This window comes from Spirosoma sp., from assembly GCF_026391055.1.
GTDB lineage: Bacteria > Bacteroidota > Bacteroidia > Cytophagales > Spirosomataceae > Spirosoma.
This window is the reverse complement of the sequence record NZ_JAPLET010000024.1, coordinates 289,000-304,321: the sequence shown is the minus strand read 5'-3', so window position 1 is coordinate 304,321 and position 15,322 is coordinate 289,000. Positions and strand designations below refer to the sequence as shown.

Genomic DNA, 15,322 nt, shown 5'->3' with positions numbered 1-15,322 from the left:
AGTCTGTGGCTATATCGGCGTTATCCGGTCTCTGACCGGTGCGGATGTATTGCTTAGTATACCGGTCAGAGACCGGATAACGCTCGACCGTAGTTATAAACTACGGTCAACGAAGACTATGCCCAACGTCAGGCTAATCTATACGCATTAACAGTAGGGGACGGCTTTGTGGCGGCCTGTTTGTCAATTGAGTAAACATACCGAAATGGTCCGATGTTAGGTAAGGATGCAGTCTCATCAGGCGTCTTGTTGGCCTGTTGTGAACGGCTACCACCATTGATGAAAACACCACTACAGCTACTTACAGGAATGGGCGTCCTGTTGCTACTGGTACAATGCCAGAAACTGAAACCCGAAGCACCGAAAGCTGAGGGCTTCGACCCACCTATTTCGCCCACCATGTCTTATCTGGCAGGGCCTATTACATTTCAGCTTTCGGAACTGAAAGAGAAAATCAATGCCGAACTCGATCCGGTGCTTATTGGCAAACAGACAAAAGACGGAAAAACGAAAGGTATCATCTCCTTTCGGGTCAAACGCCTGGGACCAGTGAATGTCGAGTACGTTGACCAGCAGATAAAGCTGTCGGCACCCCTGCAAATGTGGCTGACCAAACCGTTCAGTCGGGACACGACCCCACCTAAAGAACCCTTCTGTGCGCTGAACGTTAATTTCAAAACACCCATCAGTGTGACACCTAACTGGCGGCTGGGGAGTCGAACGACCTTCACTGATTACACCTGGATTGTCCAGCCCAAAATTGCAGGTATTTCCCTGACAAATATCGTTCAAAATATACTGGACCGACACCGGACGGACATCGAAATGGCCATTGACTCGGCCGTTCATACGCAATTGCGGCTCGATGAAATGGTGAAACCTATCTGGCACGACATTCAGAACCCGCTTCTGATCAGTAAAGAATATGGCCTATGGCTGATACCGAAACCCATTAGTGTGGCTGCAGGTCCGATTACGGGCAATGCCCGTCAGCTAACGACCCACATTCGAATTGCGGTTCAAACGCAAACCGAACTGAAGCCCAAAGCACCCGAACACCCGCGTACTCCCCTGCCCATATTACAGAAACGGGAGCAAGTCTCGGAAGTATCCGATCTGAACGTGCTGAGCTTTATTCCCTATGCCGACATCAACCGGATGCTCGCCATCACGACCAATAACAAGAACAAAAAACTGGCCCTGGGCTCGCTGACAATTAAGAAGGTAAGTGTCTACGGCGGGCAGCGGTCATTGATTGTCAAAGCCGAAGTTAGCGGACTTATGGACGGAACGATGTATCTGCGCGGTCGGCCGGTATTTGATACGCTGACGAATACCCTCCGTGTCACGAATCTGGATTTTGATGCGGAAACCTGGAGTGCCCTGTCCAGCAGCTCAAACACGGTCTGGCACAAAGGACTGCGTAAACTGCTCGAAAGCCTGCTGACTATTCGGCTCGGCGACGATATTGCCAAGTTACCTCAAACCATTGATAAAGCTTTTGAAGAAGGAGGGCCGGGAAAAACGACCGACCTGACAATTCAGTCGTTTCGGTTCGTGCCGCAGAAGATTGCGATCCGACCTGATGGTATTCAGGCATTGATTAAAGTAAAGTCGACGGTTGGGGTTAAAATAAACCAGTTGTGAAACCCTATCCGGGCATATTGGTTCCTAGTTAAGGGGAGTATATTACAGGCACCCTACATCATTAAAATGGAACTATTCATCACGATTACGTTGCTGGTAGCAGGCTGGTTTCTGTGGCGTTACATACAGGATAAAAAGTCGGTTGTACCCCCTTTGCCAGCTACATACCCGCAACTGTTGGAAACACATGTGCCCTACTATCAGTCGCTGAGTGACGAGAAGAAGCCTATTTTCGAGAAACGCGTCAGTGAGTTTCTGGGCAAAGTGAGTATTGAAGGAGTGGGCGCCGAGGTGAGTGATATCGATAAAATTCTGGTAGCCAGCAGCGCTATCATCCCCATTTTTGGCTTCGATGACTGGTATTACCCGCTCACCAATGTGCTGCTGTATGAAGACCGGTTCAATGTCGATTATCAAACCACGGGCAACGACCGGAATATTCTGGGCATGGTAGGTGAGGGGGGAGCCTTGCAAAGTACGATGATTCTCTCAAAACCCGCTCTCTACGAAGGCTTTGCCAACGAAAGCAGCAAGTCGAACACAGGTATTCACGAATTTGTACACTTGCTGGACAAGATCGATGGGTCGACCGATGGGCTACCGGCTTATCTGTTGGAAAAAGACCATATAAAACCCTGGCTACAGCTTATTCATCGGAGCATCCGCGATATTAAAGCCAATCAGTCAGATATTGATCCATACGGTATCACGAACGAAGCCGAATTTTTTGCCGTCGTTTCCGAATACTTTTTCAAACGCCCGGATCTGCTGGAGCAAAAACATCCTGAACTTTTTGCCCGATTGGAAGAAATATTCCGCCAGAATCCGTTAGAGCCCGGCCAAACTGTTGGTGATGCCGCTTCGGTATGAGTAAATCTTAAACGCGGCACTCTTACCACATGATACATATCAAACCAACTGCGACTTCATGAAACGCTCCCTCACCAGATTTTATGCTTTCATTCCGGACCTGGTTATGCTGGTCTTAATTATAGCCATGACCCCAGCGGCTAAAGAACCGGTTGGCGTGGGGGTAAAAGCCCCTAAAGGTGCAGAGGTTCTGTTCGATGGGTCGAAGAAGATGCTCGATGAGAAATGGCAGTATTGGGAAGGACCTCGACTGGCCGCTACCATGCCCATCAAATGGCAAATCGAAAAAGATCCGGCGGGCAGCGGTACCGTCATGAATACCAACGACCCGGCGGCTGCGGGCGGCCTCTACGGTGCTGCCGATATTGTGACAAAAGAAACCTTCCGAGATTTCCGGCTGCATGTGGAATTCTACGTCAGCAAGCCGGGGGGCAACAGTGGGGTATATCTGCAAAACCGCTACGAAATCCAGATATTCGACGGCGATACGACCTCGCACGGGCTGGGAGCCGTGATCAACGAATCGCAATCGCCCTACAAACTATACAACGGTATCGGGAAATGGAACGCCTATGATATTCAGTTCCGGGCAGCACGCTTTGCCAATGGTAAACGTACCGAACCAGCCATGGTGACCATTTACCTGAATGGTAAAAAAGCCCACACCAACCAGAAAATCAGCCAGGTGTGGGGCGGGCCTAATTCGGGAATCGACGGCGGAAATGACGGCGGCAAAGGCATCACCGACACGCCCGGCGGCATCAAATTACAGGCCGAAGGCCATGACGTGCTGTACCGTAACATATGGATCAAACCGATGGAAATAAAGCAGTCTAATACGGATTTTTGACATAATTTGATCCGAGGGTTGCAAATTCACAGGCCAGGGGGTCAGATGCAGGGATGTTCCTGTATCTGACCCCCTGTTGTCGTTATAAACCGTTCAGGGTCGGCCCGCGTCCGGCTCTTATCGGGCACGAAAGGTAATGGGTAGTATGTATAGGCTGCTAACTGCCAGGCCTGACCGGTGCGCCGGGTACCAGCGGGGCATTCGGACAACCGCCTGCATGGCAACCTTATTCAGCATCGATTCGGTTGAGCGCACCACTTTAATTTCCGTCAGGTGACCCGTGGGCATTACCCGAAACTGGATATGAACGGTCCCTTCGTGTTGGTCAGCGTTTGATGGGTTGAGGTCATTCAGGTACGTCTGTAGTGCCTGCTGACCACCCGGGAAAAAAGGCACATTGTTGAGGGGAGCATAGTCCGTTGACTGGTCAGAAGGCGACGATACCGACTCCTGAACAGCCGTTAGAAGATCACGTTGATCAGCAGTATCGATATTAGCTTGTTGAGCAAACAGTAGCGTACTCGCGATCAGCAAACAGGCAGTGGTCAAAACGATTTGATTCATGATCTTATTGATTGAAAGAGGTTGAGAAAGGGAACGTACCGGTGGGATTAGCCCGCTAACCCCGTTGATTACATGTACAATCAAAAGTAGAGAGTAGGCTAAGGATCAACACTTAGTTTTGGGACAATATCACTTACTTTTAAGACAGTGGCAGCTAGTCAGCGAATTAGCAGACCGAGTGTTTCCGGTTGCGAAAAGAAAAGCCATAAACCTGTGAGCCGACTTATGGCAGAAGAAGCGTAACCGGCGCAATAATCTGTACCTTTGGGTATCGGAAATAATCTGACAACTATCAATTTCATCATTCCTTCATCATGAAGAAGCTTAATTTTTCGTCCGTTGCCGTAGCTTGTTTATTTGTAATTTCCTCATTATCAGTTGCTCATGCTCAGCTTAAAGTGCCAGCGGCTAGCCCGGCTCAAACCACTAAACAAAGTTTTGCTCTGGGTGACATTACGCTTGACTATTCCAGACCGGCGGTTAAAGGGCGGGCTATTTTTGGCGATCTGGTTCCTTACGACAAGGTTTGGCGGACGGGGGCCAACGCAACGACGAAAATCACTTTCTCGTCGGATGTGAAGCTGGAAGGTAAAGAGGTGAAAGCGGGTACCTATGGGCTATTCACCATTCCCGGAAAAAGCAGTTGGGAAGTAATGCTTTCGAAAGACCTGAATCTAGGTGCTAACGTGGGTGATTACAAAAAAGAAAACGAGGTCGTTCGCGTTCAGGTGAAACCAACTACGCTGGCCAACAGAGTAGAAAACTTTACCATCAACATCGCCAATATTTTGCCAAATTCTGCCGTGCTGGAAATCATGTGGGATAAAACTCGGGTTCCCGTTGCCATCACAGCGGATATTGATCAAACGATCGTAAAGAATATCGAGGCTTCGCTGGCGTCTGATAAGCCCGCTTATTTTGAGGCAGCGAGTTATTATTACGATACCAACCGGGATTTGAAGCAAGCCCTTGGCTGGGTAACCAAGGCTACGGAGCAAAATCCCAAAGCCTTTTGGGTAATGTTGCTCAAAGCCCGCATTGAGTTGAAATTAAAAGAGAAAGCCAATGCGATTGCCAGTGCGGAGAAAACCGTTGCGCTCGCCACCGAAGCCAAAAATGCGGACTACGTAAAAATGGCAAACGACCTGATTGCCTCGGCTAAAAAGTAACCTTCAATCATCAGCTTTTAAAAGAACGGCTGGCCCCGAATGGAGCCAGCCGTTCTTTTTTAATGACTCATGGCAAACGGTACGCCGTGCGGTCTATCTCTGAAATCCGCTACGCTTTCAGGATTTGAACTTGAACGAAACTTATTGTTATGTCTGGGCCAAGCCAGAGCTTGCCCCAGACATAACCCACTCAAACGATTAAACCGGAAGACCCCTAGTCTTATAGGGACTTTACGCAGTGTATCAGACAGCATCCTGCTGTCTGATACGATTTAGTACGATTCAGGCAGACGCGACATAAGCCGCTATTACCGGCTGCAAACGCGGCAGAATGGTCTCTATCTGGCTTTTCTCTTCATCGGTCCAGTGGCGGGGACTCCCAAACATACAGGGCTGTAAAATTCCCCACAGTTTATTGCCACTCTGAATATGTGCATGAATTAGCGCCCGGTGACCAAAGGTCTCTTCTTCAAATTGCCGGTTCAGCACCTCAGGCCCGGCCGTATCGACATCATCGACGTAGACCGACGGCTTCATGGCTAGCCCCGCCCGAATCAGAGGATCTTCGGCGGGTAAGGTATCGGTGTCGGGTTGCCAGTTGGGCTGTATTGTGTTTTTATCGGGGATATGCTCGTTTTTCCGCCAGCAAAAAGCGGTTCGTCCCCGACCCAGATCGGGCTGCCGGACGTAGAGGAAGCAGCGATCGACCTGTAAGGCCATTCCCACGGATTGCACAACCCTGTTCAGCGTATCGGCGGGGGCATGACCTGCCGTAATGAGTTCTTCGACGGTGGCCGACAATGTATGTAGCGGAATCATAGTACTTGACTTACCTGATGTTTACGGAACGATTATGTAACGAACTCCAGAATAAAAAGACGGCTGAACATGTCATTTATTTAGCAAGTGCAAGTCTATTCTATAGTTATACGGGTTTATGCCAAAAGCGCCCTACCCGCTTTAGCCATGATTATTACTCATCCATTCATGTAAACTTTTATGAAAGCATTCATCTTAAGCCTGTCAACCTGCGTAGGTCTCGCAACGACCGCATTCACCCAAAATAACACCGTTACCCTGACTCAGATAGGAACGGCGCAAGAAGCGTCGGTTAGCCAGATCGGTAAGGCACTAACGGCAACAGTTACCCAGGCGGGTACTGACCAAAACGCCACCATCAGCCAGAAAGGATTCGGCTATTCGGAGGCCATCATTAGTCAGGGGCAAAATACAGCCGATAATCAGGCAACTATCACGCAGGTATCTGCCGGTGCGGGAGGCAGCTATGGCGTTATCAGCCAGGTAAATGCCTCAGGCAATAAGGCCACTATCACGCAAACGGTGAGCGCAAACGGCGGGGATAACTTTGCCACCATCACGCAGGGCTCTTCAATAGGCGTTGAGCTTGCCGGAACAGCTGGTGCCGGCAGCGTCAATAATCAGGCAACCATTACCATAGAAGGGTCTAACAACCGAAGCCGAATTCTACAGGTTGGCGACAACAACAGCCTGACGACGAGCCAGTATGGTGAGGGGAATTTAGTGAAAGGCATACTCGGTAATCCGGCGGGGACTAACCCCGAGGAAGCTACGCAACTGGGTGTAGGAAATAGCCTGTCGGTCGTCCAATCGTCTCCTTTGGGGGCTTACTTTGGTACCAATACCGTAAATGTCTACCAGAGCGGGATGAGTAACGTAAGTACCGTTAATCAGACGAATCAATAAACTCACGTTTCGTTCAGGATTGGCCAGCCGGGCAGGGCACTTGGTCAATCCTGAACTACGCTTTAGTCTACTTTTAAAGGCGGACCAACGATCTGCATTTGGTTGTCTTTGAATAACCTGGCTATTTCTTCCGCACTGGGGTCATGGTCCATACCGGCCAAACTGACAAAGAAATCCTCCATTTTACCCGCCGGTTGAAACACCACAATCATTTTGCCTTTATCAGCCATCTGAGTCCAGGCATGGGGTACGTTTCGGGGAAGAAAAATGCTGTCACCGGCCTTCAAATTGAATTTTTCGTCGCCTACCTGAAAATAGTAAGCCCCTTCAATCACATGAAAAACCTCATCCTGCTCTGGATGAACGTGTAGGGGTGTGCCCCGTTTTGGCGATAGGGAAGTTTGCTCGAAAATAGCCAGACCGCCGTTGGTATCGCTACCAGAAATCTTTACATCAAGAATGTTGACGTTGACGCCCTTGAGTTTTAGATGACCACGTTTACGGCTTTCGCCTGCATTCACTTTAAAGCCTCTGTCGGGTAAAAGCGTTTTTCTAAATCCGGAGAATGCCAGAGATGGCACGGCTGCCAGCGCGGAGAGAGCTGCCATAAATCGGGTTCTGTTCATGATCTTAGCCAGTTAGCGTTTGTTCGCTGAGTTGAAATTGGTTGAATTAACAAGGTGGAGAGGGGCGCTGAATAAATGACCCCTGGCTAAGGTACTGTATCTGCTAATCGAGTATTCCGATGGTTTATCCATCGGTTCATTTGCCGGAAACCAACTGCTAGACAAGGCTTTCGATCAAAAAAGTAGAAGTTACGGTCGACTGTGTGTATACTTGTCAACTGTCTCTCCTTTAACCGGTTTCCTGATGAAATACCTCTGCTTACTCCTTCTTTTTACGGCTGCGTTAAGCTGGTCGTGCCGGTCGTCCGAAACGGATACCACTACCCTCAAAAGCTATTTTACGTCGGATACGAGCGGAGTGGCTACCGGCGGAATGCGTTTTGTGCCGATCAAAACACCCAAGGGCAACTTCAACGTCTGGACGAAACGCTTTGGCAACAACCCGAAAATCAAACTGCTGCTCCTTAACGGTGGACCCGGTGCCACACACGAGTACTTTGAAGTAATGGAAAGCTTTCTGCCCGCTGAAGGCATCGAGTTTATCTACTACGATCAGTTAGGCACGGGCAACTCCGACAATCCGAACGACACGACCTTTTGGGATTTGCCGCGTTACGTGGAAGAAGTAGAGCAGGTGCGGGCGGCCCTGAACCTGACATCCGACAATTTCTACCTGCTGGGCCACTCGTGGGGTGGTATTCTGGCGACCGAATACGCGCTTAAATATGGTAAGAATCTGAAGGGACTGGTGATCTCGAACATGATGTCCAGTTGCCCCGACTACGGCAAGTATGCCGATAACGTGCTGGCAAAACAGATGGACCCCGCCGTCGTGAAAGAGGTGAACGACATCGAAGCCAAAGGCGCGTATACAAGTCCCCGGTACATGGAACTGCTCCTGCCAAACTTCTACGCCAAACACATCTGTCGGCTACCCCTCGACCAGTGGCCCGAACCCATGACCCGTGCCCTGAACAAAACGAACCAGTCGCTGTACGTGACCATGCAGGGACCAAGCGAATTTGGTATTGCGGGCAACCTCGTCAACTGGGACCGCAAAGCCGACCTCCCGAAAATTACCGTGCCCACGCTGACCATCGGTGCTCAATACGACACCATGGACCCGGAGCATATGAAATGGATGGCCACCCAACTGCCCAACGGCAGCTATCTCTACTGCCCCAACGGCAGCCACATGTCCATGTACGACGACCAGAAAACGTATATGAATGGCCTGATCAAATTTATAAAAGGCGTTGATCAAGGGGAGAAGAAGGTGACGCTGTAAAAGTAAAAAAGACGTTTTCCGTTCTTCTGTCGCCATGAACGTTAACTCTATGAATCGCCAATCAACACAATCAACTCGTTTAGTTCGGTCCCTGCTGATGCTGGGTATTTTAGGTATACTCTTTGCCATACCAGGCCACAGTCAGGACAGTCCCGTCAAAGCCGGTAAAGTGGAACGCATAAAAGTACACGGCAAAGGGCTGGAAGGTAATCTGGCTGGTGACTCGCCGGATCGGGATGTGTCGGTGTATTTGCCGCCCAGCTACCAAACCGACAAAAAACGCAGGTATCCCGTCATCTATTTTCTGCACGGCTTTACCGACAGCGACGATAAATGGTACGGGTTAACAAAACACTGGATCAACCTGCCCGCCGTGGTCGATAAAACGCTGGCCGATGGTAAATCGGGGGAGTTTATTATCGTAACGCCCAATGCCTACAACCGGTATTTCGGCAGTATGTATTCCAACTCGGTAACGATTGGCAACTGGGAAGATTTTGTGGCTGATGAACTGGTAGCGTATGTCGACAAAAACTATCGCACCCTTCCGCAAGCCGTCAGTCGCGGGCTGGCGGGTCATTCGATGGGCGGTTACGGCACCATTCGCATCGGGCAGAAGCACCCCGAGATCTTCTCCAGTTTGTACCTGTTAAGCCCCTGCTGCATGGTGCCGAATATGGGTGGCTCCGCTAACCCGCAGATGGCAACCCGCATGGAAGCTGTAAAAACGGTGGCCGACCTGGAAAAAGCCGACTTTGGCACCAAAGCCATGTTTGCGTCAGCGGCATCGTGGTCGCCTAATCCCACAAAGGCCCCGTTCTTTCTGGATTTGCCGGTGAAAGAAGGGGAGGCACAACCGATGGTTACGGCCAAATGGGCTGCCAACGCGCCCCTCGCCACCCTCGATCAGTACATCAATAACATCAAACAACTGCACGCGCTGGCTTTTGACGCGGGCTCAAAAGATGCCAGTATAGCCGCCAACAACAAGATACTGGACGCCATGCTCACCAATTACAGCATCCCGCATACCTACGAAGAGTACGATGGCGACCACATCAACCGAATCGGCGAGCGCATCGAACAGAAAATGCTGCCGTTCTTCACCAAAAATCTGTCGACGGAGATGGTGAAAGGAGGGAAGAAGAAGTGAGCGAATACTTTGTTTGTTGCTCGACATAGTCTGTGCCTACGTCGTAGCGTTATCCGGTCAGAGACCGGTGGGAGTAGCTTATTTAGCACACTGGGCTCTGACCGGATAACGCTACGACGTAGTTTACAACTACGGTTAACGAAGTTTTCTGAACAAAGTCACTGAACTTAGTCATAGTGAGCCGTTATGGTTCGTACTAGACTGCTTGCGTTGTTTTTGCCAAGCAGGCCAATGCCAACACGGGGTGCACGGTCCCAGCGAGGTAGAAAAGACCCATTCAATGGAGCATCCGTTATGAGGTTAAGTCCACCAGTTTTAGTACCCCAGCCAAACTCATACAAATGCTGCCCCCGACTTCGTATTTGCAGCGTAACTGAAGAGGTACCGGCTGGTATGGACTGCGTCTTCAGAACACTACGCGTTCCGGCTTTAAGCTGCCATAACTCAAGAAATCCAGACCTGATACCAATGCCTAGTTGATTTTGGGCATCTCCATATATACACAAACTTTGAAGCAGATCAATCTGGGGAATGATGTTGGCCGACAGGGTAAAGGCGCCTTTTTTGATGACTAGACCCAGAAAGGTACCCGTCTGGCTTGAGCCCTGATTGACGAGCTGCAACTGGCCCTGCTGTACCCGATAGACAGGCTTGGGAAGGCTCACATCCCATACCCAGGGGGCTTTTTTAGAGGGGTGGCTAAAATCAATCGTCAGGTTTGACTGCCGTACTTGTTTGGCCTGTAGCGGTGATTCAGCCTGAGTGGGCGTAGAGCGTCCATACCGAAAAGCGGGCCATTGACTTTGCTCATCCCAGATCAACTCACTGAGTACACCCTGACGTCCGGTTAAGGTAAAGTCAATACCATTGTAGGCATGGTGTAAGTAGAAGTATCGCTGATCGGGCGTTACCACTACGGTACCATGTCCGGGGCATTTCCAGGTGGAATCACTAACTAATAGCGGATTGTTTGCATACTTTTCCCATGGCCCCTGCAAGGTTTGAGCCCGCGCTATACCGACCTGATAGTTACACTGTAAACCGCAACAGGCGTTGCCCGAGTAGAGCATATAATAGTAGTTACCCCGTTTGAAAATTGCCTGTCCTTCGGCTCCTCCTTTTTCCCAGTTGCCTGCCTCCGCCTTGATAAGCGAGAAAGCAGGGCCACTAACCTTAAGTCCGTTGGCCGACAGTTCGGCCCCCAGTATTTCGATGCTTCTGCCTCGATCTAACCCGTAGGCTTTCCAGGTTATAAACCGTTTACCGGCATCGTCGATGATAAAGGGATCAATCGCTTCGGCTGTCCATTCGAGTAATAAGCCATGGTCGGTGAAACCCTTGGTCAGGTCATGTGTGGTGGCCACACCGATAAATGATCGCTGGTCGGTTTTTCGTCGAGCGGTATAATACAGAAAATAAGTACCCTTCTCATAGAATAGCTCGGGAGCCCAGTAGCTACCCATCGTCCACTGAGGTAATTGGTTAAAGGCCGGGCCTATATAAGTCCAATTTACAAGGTCTTTTGAGGTATAAATGGGAAAGGCTGGCCCCCACTCCGAGGATGTACCAACGGCGAAATAAGTATTACCTACCCGAATGATGGAAGGGTCCGCAAAATCACCTTCAATTACTGGATTGGTATAATCGACCTTCTGGCCAGATAAATGTGTCGATTGAGCTAATGCCTGCCAGACCATAGCCAGGGTAAAAATAATTGTAAGTAACTGTTTTTTCATTGGATGATTGCTTGCTACCGGCCGTGGGGAGTTGGCTATCGACGTAGAGGCTCTGCCATGGGCCGAAGATAGTTAGCGGCTTTTACCGTTCCGCCTGGATGACGGTAATTGTTCGCATCAGGCAAATTTGTTTGAGTTAATAGTATCTTATTATCCAGGGAAGGGAATTGATAATGTATTAATGATAGAGCGGCTTATTTCGCTGGAGTAATATTTTTTACTTTGTGCACCCAAAAAAAGCTTCCCTTTAGTTTAAAAGAATTCACGTTATGTCAGCTCGTATCCCCATCGAAATCGAGAGTGCCGTTACGACCATCATTGTGCAACGGCCATATAAAAACCAGGTTCAGGCATATGAGAATTGGTTGAAAGACATGGTAGAACTAGCCCAAGGAGCCACCGGGCATCGCGGAGTGAACATCATCAAACCCCACGGCCAGAACGACGAGTATACCATTGTCCTGCATTTCGCATCCGAAACGACGCTACGCCACTGGCTGGAATCTGATACGCGCAGGCAGATGGTCGAGAAGGTGCGTCCGTTTCTGAACACGGACGAGAAGATAGAAATAAAGACAGGACTTGAGTTTTGGTTTACTCCGCCGGAAACCAGAAAAATAGCACCCCCGTATAAGCAGTTTCTGCTGACGTGGTCAGCTATTTTTCCATTGTCTGTACTTGTCCCGCTGGTGCTTTCGCCCCTTTTTTCGGCACTTCCTGTTTTGTCGTTCTCACTGTTCAAGCCGTTGCTGATAAGCATGCTCATTGTAGCGCTCATGACGTTTGTTATCATGCCCCGCTACACCCGGCTTGTTGCCAAATGGCTCTATCGGTAAGTACCCGACAGCCAGAGGCTGTCGGGTAGAATTCCGGTTACCCAACGCGATGCTCGGTCTCGTTGGCTTTTTGGGCGCGCATCAACTGGATCAGTACGAAAAGAAGGACACCCAGCCCAATGGTAAATAGACCGGACAGGTGCATGGACTCATTAAAGCCCGTTGCAAACGTTAACAGCACATACGACATACCCCCCGATACCAGCACCGTGACGCCATGCGTTAACATGCTCTTGAGCGGTGCGCTTGTTCCACCCCTTGCGGCAATAAACGAATACATAGCCTGTACGGATTGTAAAATGGCATACAGCAACGCCCAGAAGGCAAGCGTTTGTACGATGCTGTCCGAATCGCCCAGCGAATAAATGAGGATGGCGATACCGAAACCGATGTCGCTGAAGCCGTACATCAGACCCCAGATGTTGGAGGTATCGGTAGTTTTGTTCCGTCTCGAAAATAAGAGCTGAAAAACGCCCGCCAGCATAAATAATGCCGCCAGAATGCTACCTGATACTGCCGTAAATGAACCGGAAAATGCGAATATGAAGGCTCCAATAGCCACATATATAATTGCCTTTGCTGATAGAAGGCCCCAGGGGGTTGACTGATTGTGATCTTGATTTGTCATGGCGTTGAGTTCAGTTAGTTCTGTTGCTATTTTGAGGCTGAACAGCCTACTAAATGGCATTGTTTGGGAATATGCGTAAATAGTTAGGGTCTGTCATGTATGGATGACAGACCCCTGTATTCACTCCCCTTTTTCGTGGGAAAGGCTTCTTTTGCTCATTAAAACCGGCTGTTCATCTGCTGGAAAATTGCGTCGATCTGCTCCCGAGATGCGTTTCGGTTCGTTTCCGATGTGCCATAGCCGACTTCCAAAGCGCCGGCTTCCAGACCCGCTATCATCGCGTCAGCAAAATCGCCCACGGGCACACCAAAATTATGCAGTCCTGTACCGCCTAAATCCGTGTTGACAGCCGGAGGCACAAGTTCAATAACTTCAATCGAGGTTTTGGTCAATTGAAACCGCAGTGACATGGTAAACGAATGCAGAGCGGCTTTAGTGGCGCTGTAAACGGGCGCAAAAGCCCCCGGCACAAAGGCAAGTCCGGAGGTTACATTGACGATGGCGGCTTTAGACTGTTCCCGCAGATGCGGAATGAACAGCGTTGATAGATGAATGGGCGCTTCCAGGTTGATAGCTATTTCAGCCTGGGTTTCGGTCCAGTCTTCCTGAGTGTTGGTCAGTTGCACCCGTCGCTGGATACCCGCATTGTTGATGAGTACATTGACCTGCGGGAAATCACTGCGCACCCAGTCGAGCAGCGCCACTCGTTCGGAAGCTTGCCCCACGTCGCACTGGCGAATGTGGAGTTGCGGGTACTTCTGCTGGGCTTCCTGTAGCTTGTCGGCCCGTCGTCCGCAGACGATCACCTGACTGCCTGCCTGAAGAAAGCGTTCGGCCAGTGCCCAGCCTATGCCGGAGGCCCCGCCCGTAATCAGGATGGTATTTGTGGATATATCCATAGAATAAGTTGACGGTCAATAAATGAGCAATAAATGGTTGTCTTATCTTTAATGAACCTGTGCTACAGTAACTCCCGGTTAATTTCATCCAGCAGATACATTTTTTGGTCGCTGAAGTATTCCCAGAACATCACACCTGCCAGGCCGTTTTTCTTCACGTAGTCACACTTGGCCTTCACCGATTTCTCGTCATCGTAGGAGACAAACCGTTTAAGGTCGGCATTGTACAGGTAAGGGGCTTTGGCACGCCGGTCCCAGTGGCGTTTGTAAGCCGGATTGGTGAGCAGGCTGTCTTTGATAAACGTGTAGCCACCGCCCCGCTCCACTTTTGTAATAGTTCTGGGATGTGCTTTGGGATTATCGTTTTGCAACTGCCAGGCCCGACCATAGAAGGCAATGCCTAGCAAAAGCTTACTGGCCGGAACACCCGCCTGTTCATACCGCTTCACCGACAAATCGCCGGAGCTTTCCTTGTCTACTTTACCGGATGCGTACAGGTTCGTATGATGCCCGGCCTGTGGACCTCCCGTAAAGAAATCGTACGACATCACGTTGATGTAATCCAGATACTGCTGGGCCTGAGCCATATCGGTATGCGTAAAAATGGCCTCGAAGCCAGGCAGGGCGGTCGTAACCAGGTAGTCTTTGCCCGTTTGCTTTTTCAGGCCGTTCAGCTGTTCGCGCAGGGATTTGAACAGCAGGGTGAAATTCTCTTTGTCTTCCGGCCGAAAAACGTTGTCTTCGCCCTTCATGCCGGGGTATTCCCAGTCAATATCGATACCATCCAGCTGGTACTCCCGGACAATGTCGACGGCTGATGCGGCAAAGGCTACCCGACCTGTATCGCTCACGACCGCGTCGGAGAAGTTCTCACTCCAGGCCCAGCCGCCAAGGGAAATCAGTATTTTAAGGTCCGGGTTGCGTCGTTTGAGCAAGTTCAGTTTTCTAAAATTGGTGGAGTCGGTAGCGAGGTTATGTAGCCACGCCCGGTTCTTGCGTACATCCACAAAGGCGTAGTTGATATGCGTGATTTTTTCGGCAGCAATTTTCTCGGTATCCACCAGTCCGCGAAAACCGCCTACATAAGCCAGCACAATGGGTTTTGCCGACGGTTTGGGTTTGAACGCCACCAAAAGCAGTAGGGTAAATGAGAATAATAGGAAAGTGTATACCGGTCGAATCATGAGTAAAGCAGGTTTAGAAGGTGATGAAAGGTCATGGTTTGACGCGAGGATGTTTCTGTAAAAAAAGTTCGGGAGCGCGATTTTGCGACCCTATACCAGAAGGCCAAAGATTGCCGCAATTACCCCTTTTATTGCCGCATTTACACA

The 15,322-nt window shown here is 49.9% G+C and carries 15 protein-coding genes; 8 read left to right on the top strand and 7 right to left on the bottom strand.

Annotated elements, in window-relative coordinates; genetic code table 11:
- Positions 1-279 precede the first annotated feature (279 nt).
- The 3 genes from NT073_RS21675 to NT073_RS21665 all read left to right on the top strand — a co-directional run bounded on the left by NT073_RS21675 (position 280) and on the right by NT073_RS21665 (position 3,367).
- Entirely contained in the window at positions 280-1,647 is a 1,368-nt protein-coding gene (locus NT073_RS21675) for a DUF4403 family protein (protein WP_297377610.1), read from the top strand.
- Between the two features lie 66 nt (positions 1,648-1,713).
- Positions 1,714-2,517, top strand: coding sequence for a M90 family metallopeptidase (locus NT073_RS21670; RefSeq protein WP_297377608.1), 804 nt, complete (start codon positions 1,714-1,716; stop codon positions 2,515-2,517).
- 106 nt (positions 2,518-2,623) lie between these two features.
- The gene (locus NT073_RS21665) at positions 2,624-3,367 is read left to right on the top strand and encodes a DUF1080 domain-containing protein (protein ID WP_297377682.1); all 744 of its coding nucleotides are present in this window, start codon (positions 2,624-2,626) and stop codon (positions 3,365-3,367) included.
- A gap of 117 nt (positions 3,368-3,484) precedes the next feature.
- Here NT073_RS21665 and NT073_RS21660 read toward each other — a convergent pair whose 3' ends face one another.
- Entirely contained in the window at positions 3,485-3,931 is a 447-nt protein-coding gene (locus tag NT073_RS21660) for an energy transducer TonB (RefSeq protein WP_297377606.1), read from the bottom strand.
- 314 nt (positions 3,932-4,245) lie between these two features.
- On the opposite strand from NT073_RS21660, the gene NT073_RS21655 reads away from it, so the two are divergent.
- The gene (locus NT073_RS21655; RefSeq protein ID WP_297377604.1) at positions 4,246-5,100 is read left to right on the top strand and encodes a DUF2911 domain-containing protein; all 855 of its coding nucleotides are present in this window, start codon (positions 4,246-4,248) and stop codon (positions 5,098-5,100) included.
- A gap of 282 nt (positions 5,101-5,382) precedes the next feature.
- Here the strand turns inward: NT073_RS21655 and NT073_RS21650 are convergent, their stop codons facing one another.
- Entirely contained in the window at positions 5,383-5,919 is a 537-nt protein-coding gene (locus tag NT073_RS21650) for a GAF domain-containing protein (RefSeq protein ID WP_297377602.1), read from the bottom strand.
- 180 nt (positions 5,920-6,099) lie between these two features.
- Between NT073_RS21650 and NT073_RS21645 the strand changes: the two genes are divergently transcribed.
- The gene (locus tag NT073_RS21645) at positions 6,100-6,825 is read left to right on the top strand and encodes a hypothetical protein (protein ID WP_297377600.1); all 726 of its coding nucleotides are present in this window, start codon (positions 6,100-6,102) and stop codon (positions 6,823-6,825) included.
- Positions 6,826-6,887: 62 nt separating this feature from the next.
- Here the strand turns inward: NT073_RS21645 and NT073_RS21640 are convergent, their stop codons facing one another.
- Positions 6,888-7,451 (bottom strand): cupin domain-containing protein, encoded by a 564-nt coding sequence (locus NT073_RS21640; RefSeq protein ID WP_297377598.1) that lies wholly within the window; start codon positions 7,449-7,451, stop codon positions 6,888-6,890.
- Between the two features lie 244 nt (positions 7,452-7,695).
- On the opposite strand from NT073_RS21640, the gene NT073_RS21635 reads away from it, so the two are divergent.
- Together NT073_RS21635 and NT073_RS21630 are read left to right on the top strand one after the other, a co-directional pair.
- Entirely contained in the window at positions 7,696-8,739 is a 1,044-nt protein-coding gene (locus tag NT073_RS21635; protein WP_297377596.1) for a proline iminopeptidase-family hydrolase, read from the top strand.
- 34 nt (positions 8,740-8,773) lie between these two features.
- Complete coding sequence (locus NT073_RS21630; protein ID WP_297377595.1) at positions 8,774-9,892, top strand: alpha/beta fold hydrolase; 1,119 nt, start codon at positions 8,774-8,776, stop codon at positions 9,890-9,892.
- Positions 9,893-10,059: 167 nt separating this feature from the next.
- Here the strand turns inward: NT073_RS21630 and NT073_RS21625 are convergent, their stop codons facing one another.
- Positions 10,060-11,628, bottom strand: coding sequence for a glycoside hydrolase family 43 protein (locus NT073_RS21625; RefSeq protein ID WP_297377593.1), 1,569 nt, complete (start codon positions 11,626-11,628; stop codon positions 10,060-10,062).
- A 269-nt stretch (positions 11,629-11,897) separates the two neighbouring features.
- Between NT073_RS21625 and NT073_RS21620 the strand changes: the two genes are divergently transcribed.
- Complete coding sequence (locus NT073_RS21620) at positions 11,898-12,464, top strand: antibiotic biosynthesis monooxygenase (protein WP_297377591.1); 567 nt, start codon at positions 11,898-11,900, stop codon at positions 12,462-12,464.
- A 37-nt stretch (positions 12,465-12,501) separates the two neighbouring features.
- On the opposite strand, the gene NT073_RS21615 is transcribed toward NT073_RS21620, so the two are convergent.
- The 3 genes from NT073_RS21615 to NT073_RS21605 form a co-directional block, all read right to left on the bottom strand.
- Positions 12,502-13,092, bottom strand: coding sequence for a DUF308 domain-containing protein (locus NT073_RS21615; protein WP_297377589.1), 591 nt, complete (start codon positions 13,090-13,092; stop codon positions 12,502-12,504).
- Between the two features lie 158 nt (positions 13,093-13,250).
- Positions 13,251-13,991: an SDR family NAD(P)-dependent oxidoreductase gene (locus NT073_RS21610; RefSeq protein ID WP_297377587.1), complete on the bottom strand. Its 741-nt coding sequence runs from the start codon at positions 13,989-13,991 to the stop codon at positions 13,251-13,253.
- A gap of 62 nt (positions 13,992-14,053) precedes the next feature.
- The gene (locus NT073_RS21605) at positions 14,054-15,175 is read right to left on the bottom strand and encodes a glycoside hydrolase family 18 protein (RefSeq protein ID WP_297377585.1); all 1,122 of its coding nucleotides are present in this window, start codon (positions 15,173-15,175) and stop codon (positions 14,054-14,056) included.
- Positions 15,176-15,322: the final 147 nt, after the last annotated feature.

Excerpts from the sequence above, each read along its gene's own strand:
- NT073_RS21615 (WP_297377589.1), bottom strand. The coding sequence starts at position 13,092 with ATGACAAATCAAGATCACAATCAGTCAACCCCCTGGGGCCTTCTATCA.
- NT073_RS21630 (WP_297377595.1), top strand. The coding sequence starts at position 8,774 with ATGAACGTTAACTCTATGAATCGCCAATCAACACAATCAACTCGTTTA.
- NT073_RS21625 (WP_297377593.1), bottom strand. The coding sequence starts at position 11,628 with ATGAAAAAACAGTTACTTACAATTATTTTTACCCTGGCTATGGTCTGG.
- NT073_RS21640 (WP_297377598.1), bottom strand. The coding sequence starts at position 7,451 with ATGAACAGAACCCGATTTATGGCAGCTCTCTCCGCGCTGGCAGCCGTG.
- NT073_RS21665 (WP_297377682.1), top strand. The coding sequence starts at position 2,624 with ATGCTGGTCTTAATTATAGCCATGACCCCAGCGGCTAAAGAACCGGTT.
- NT073_RS21610 (WP_297377587.1), bottom strand. The coding sequence starts at position 13,991 with ATGGATATATCCACAAATACCATCCTGATTACGGGCGGGGCCTCCGGC.
- NT073_RS21650 (WP_297377602.1), bottom strand. The coding sequence starts at position 5,919 with ATGATTCCGCTACATACATTGTCGGCCACCGTCGAAGAACTCATTACG.
- NT073_RS21620 (WP_297377591.1), top strand. The coding sequence starts at position 11,898 with ATGTCAGCTCGTATCCCCATCGAAATCGAGAGTGCCGTTACGACCATC.
- NT073_RS21635 (WP_297377596.1), top strand. The coding sequence starts at position 7,696 with ATGAAATACCTCTGCTTACTCCTTCTTTTTACGGCTGCGTTAAGCTGG.
- NT073_RS21605 (WP_297377585.1), bottom strand. The coding sequence starts at position 15,175 with ATGATTCGACCGGTATACACTTTCCTATTATTCTCATTTACCCTACTG.
- NT073_RS21655 (WP_297377604.1), top strand. The coding sequence starts at position 4,246 with ATGAAGAAGCTTAATTTTTCGTCCGTTGCCGTAGCTTGTTTATTTGTA.
- NT073_RS21675 (WP_297377610.1), top strand. The coding sequence starts at position 280 with ATGAAAACACCACTACAGCTACTTACAGGAATGGGCGTCCTGTTGCTA.
- NT073_RS21645 (WP_297377600.1), top strand. The coding sequence starts at position 6,100 with ATGAAAGCATTCATCTTAAGCCTGTCAACCTGCGTAGGTCTCGCAACG.
- NT073_RS21660 (WP_297377606.1), bottom strand. The coding sequence starts at position 3,931 with ATGAATCAAATCGTTTTGACCACTGCCTGTTTGCTGATCGCGAGTACG.
- NT073_RS21670 (WP_297377608.1), top strand. The coding sequence starts at position 1,714 with ATGGAACTATTCATCACGATTACGTTGCTGGTAGCAGGCTGGTTTCTG.